Consider the following 4,310-nt stretch of genomic DNA (forward strand, 5'->3'; position numbering starts at 1 on the left):
TAGCTGTGATAGCTGTGATAGCTGTGATAGCTGTGATAGCTGTGATAGCTGTGATAGCTGTGATAGCTGTGATAGCTGTGATAGCTGTGATAGCTGTGATAGCTGTGATAGCTGTGATAGCTGTGATGTGTAAAAATTGCTCAAAAGAGTGATTTTTTTCTCAATTTGATTTTGTCTTTAATATAAGGAGGAACGATGGAAAAAAATCAAATTCACAATTCACTAAGTAGAGTAAAGCGTCGACAACAGGAAAAAGTCTTACGCTTCTCTATTCGTAAGTATAGTTTCGGTGCGGCTTCAGTTGCTGTTGCAGCGCTGATGTTTTTGGGTGCGCGTGTCGTTAGTGCGGATAGCGTGACACCTGTTGATCAATCTCAGGTAGAGGCTTCAATTCAAGGAACGAGTTCGCTTGAATCGCAAGGTAAGGAAGAGCCTGCTAGTTCTGTAAAAGTGGATACAGCTACTGCAAGTCAGCTTGTGACACAGATCAAAGATCATCTCAACTTCAAGGAAACTGCGAATGCAGATCTTTTAGTCCGTGCCAAGGAAGAACTTGTTAAGGCTGAACAAACTCTCGCTGATTCAAAAGTGAGTCAAGAAGAAGTGGACGCTTTAGTAGCTCGCTTGACCAATGTTTTGGACCAGCTACGAGCAGTGGAAACTCCTAAAGTCAAAGAAGAGGAGAAAAACGATAGAAGTGCACAGGATGTAACTCCGGAAATCAAGCCAGAAGTAGCGAAGCCAACTTCAGAAATTTCAGCTAAGTCTGAGGAAACTTCAGCAAATACTAATGCTGAGCAACTGGAAAAAGCTAAAGCTAGTCTCAAATTATCTATTGATCGTTTGGAGCAGACTATCGCCCAAACACCAGAGAATGACTTGACACGTGAAATCTTGGAAAAAGCTATTGCCCAAGTTGCCGTAGCTAAGTCTGTATTTGGTGGTGTAGAAGTCAGCCTTCGTGATGTTGAGGATATGAATCGTGTCATCAAACGTAACGAAAGTTCTGTTATGATCGCACGTAATCGTTTGACTTCAGGTTCTCATGATCCACGTAATGGTCAAAGTATGGGTGAAGGAACTGGTCTAAGATCTGTACCAATAGATAAAGATACAAAACGTGGACAATTAGGAATCATTGTAGCAGATTCTGGATTTATTACAGGTTATGCGACACCATCTTCAACAATTCAAATTAAGAAAAATGGCCAGACGTTGGTAACTTCAACGCTTGATGATTCAGGACAGTTCAAGTTAAATGCTCCTGGGATTAAAGTTGGAGATACAGTTACATTGGTAGTGAATGGCACAACTGTCGCTACTGAAGTTGTAAGCGAAGGACATACAGTTTCCTTCAATGATAGCCTGGTCTATATTAAACAAGTTGATGGATATACAGCAGCGGAATCTGATGTGGAAATCACAGTAGGAGGACAAAAATATAAAACGAAGTCGCAATCTAATGGATACTTTACTGTTGACGTTGATCCTAACCTAATGGTGGAAGGTGCGGAAGTCACAGCTGTAGTAACTAAAGATGGGAAAGTAGTTGGTCGTGGAACGAGTATTGTTCGTGCAACAAAAGTCACAGACTTCGGTGTTGGTTGGACTGAAAATCCTATGATTGATTACTCACACCGCGATGTATTTTCACCAGATACGAAGCAGTATGCTTTCGTAAGTAAAGGAAAAGCTAATCAAGCTTATGATAACATTCGTGTGTATCGTGAGATGCGTATTGAAGAAAATGGTAGCAAGTATTATTACTGGATTGTAGACTCAGGTCCAGCGGCAAATGCGCAGGCAGGATTGTCTAAAAAAATCTCACTTGCAATTCCGCGTACGGTTGGAGATCCGTATGATTTTACTTATACCCAAATTAAAAAAGGTAAACAGGAATCTTATAAAACATATCCTACTGCTTCAGCGTGGGAGTATGACCACCCTGTATTCCGTGCTTATGTGAAAGATGGAGAGAAACGTTCTGGATCATCTTATGCTGAAAATGCAGATGCTTGGATGGATTATATAGAACCATCAAATAGATGGCAGAAGAATATTTATCGTAAAAATAGTGGAGATGGTACAGAGCCTAATGCAGATGCATTCCCTCGAGTCCTGGAAATGTTAGGTATCAAGAAAGGCGGTCTTGAATACAATCTTGTTCGTGGAGTTATCGAGGATAAAATGAACGTGACTGCTGGGAACCGTACAATTATGACTTTCAAAACAAAAGTTTTAGAAGGTGACGAATTGGATCAAAGTATTATGTCGGATTGGGGTAAAAAAGATAAAAGCAACCCGATGTTATCAGAGATCAAATCACGTTTAGCGAATGATCCGTTTCTTGCCTATGGAGGGTATACATTGGGAGGAAGAGATCGGTATAAAGAAGGACAAAACGCCATCATCGGTACGTTGCCATTGAGACCGGAAGAAGCAACTAATTTCAATTTCCAACCAGTATCTAAAGAGCAAACTACTAAAGTAGGAGTTGTTCCAGATGCTATTAAGAGTATTGGAAATACCGATAAATTGCCAAAAGGTACAACCTATCGTTGGTTTAAAGATCCTGATGTATCGAAAGTCACTGAGCCAGGAAAACCTGTTCATGGTACGGTAGAAGTAGTAATACCACAACGTGGCACGTTTCTTGTAGATGCGGCGGTACATGTTATAGATGATAAACCACAAACACCAGTAGCAACAGCTAAGGATAATGGGGATGTAACTGCAAAACCGCAAGATTCAACGAAAGTAGATAAGATTACTGTAAGCTATACAGGGGAAGATAACAAGCAAAAAACAGCTGAAGGAAAGAAAGATCCGAAAGGAAACTGGACAGTAAATACTCCAGAAGTACAAATCAATCCAAATACTGGGGAAATCACGATTCCGGAAAATAAAGTAAAAGACGGAACAAAAGTAACAGTAGTTACGAAGAATGGAAATGGTGCTGATTCAGATCCAGCAACTGCAACTGCAAAAGATGTTCAAAAACCAACAATTACTAGCTTAACTCCTATTAGTAATGCAGAAATTGATAGTACTAACCCACGTAAGATTATCGTTTATCGTGAAGAAGAATTTAGTGTTGATGTGAACTTAACTGATAACAGTGGTCGCTTGGATAAAGTTAAGGTAGATGATAGAGTTACTGTGACCACTGATACTTCAAATCCATTTGAGATGAGAAGTCAAGCGCGAATCAGCGATACTGCTAAAGGAACAGATATTAACTTTACCGATAAATCTAACAATTTGGGACAAAATGGAAATGCGACAGATACTAACCCATATAAAGTTACTATTTCAGGGCATGTAGGTAAAGGTCAGACAGTTAATCCTGACGCTAGCAAAAACAGCTGGACCCGTTATATTACTGGATATGACCAATCTAATTTAACAAATAATAATAACGTTTCAAATGCTACAAATAACGCCAATATTCAGATTGAGTTCCGTAAGCAAGCTGATAAATATACACCAACAGCTACAACTCCTACAGTGAATCTGACTTCAAATGGAACTGTTCCAGATTTGGGATCACCAGAGACTTATATTGCCAACAAGTCTGACTTGCCACTTAAAGGAACAACACCAGGTACAACAACGACATATACATGGAAAGCTGGAGAAACTCCAACTGTTAACAATGGTCAAGTCACACGTACAGTTGTAGTAACTTATCCAGATGGTTCGACAGATGAAGTTCCAGTAACTGTTAAGGTAGTAGATCCACGTACAGATGCAGAGAAGAACAATCCAACACCTAAAGACCAAACTGTTAATGTAGGTGAAACACCAGATCCTAAGAAATCAATTGGTAATGTAGGCGATCTTCCAAAAGGAACTACAGTTGAATACAAGACTCCAGTAGACACTACAACACCAGGCGATAAGAAAACAACAGCAGTTGTTACTTACCCAGATGGCTCTAAGGATGAAGTTCCAGTAACTGTTAAGGTAGTAGATCCACGTACAGATGCAGAGAAGAACAATCCAACACCTAAAGACCAAACTGTTAATGTAGGTGAAACACCAGATCCTAAGAAATCAATTGGTAATGTAGGCGATCTTCCAAAAGGAACTACAGTTGAATACAAGACTCCAGTAGACACTACAACACCAGGCGATAAGAAAACAACAGCAGTTGTCACTTACCCAGATGGCTCTAAGGATGAAGTACCAGTAACTGTTAAGGTAGTAGATCCACGTACAGATGCAGAGAAGAACAATCCAACACCTAAAGACCAAACTGTTAATGTAGGTGAAACACCAGATCCTAAGAAATCAATTGGTAATGTAGG

At 39.9% G+C, this 4,310-nt stretch carries 1 protein-coding gene; it reads left to right on the forward strand.

Features of this window, described 5'->3' with window-relative positions:
* Nucleotides 1-195 precede the first annotated feature (195 nt).
* Nucleotides 196-4,310 (forward strand): Rib/alpha-like domain-containing protein (locus tag QM450_RS10445; protein ID WP_414320550.1); only part of this gene is annotated, 4,115 nt, incomplete at its 3' end.

Origin of the sequence: Streptococcus infantis (assembly GCF_047464615.1) — a bacterium.
GTDB classification, from domain to species: Bacteria; Bacillota; Bacilli; order Lactobacillales; family Streptococcaceae; genus Streptococcus; species Streptococcus infantis_Y.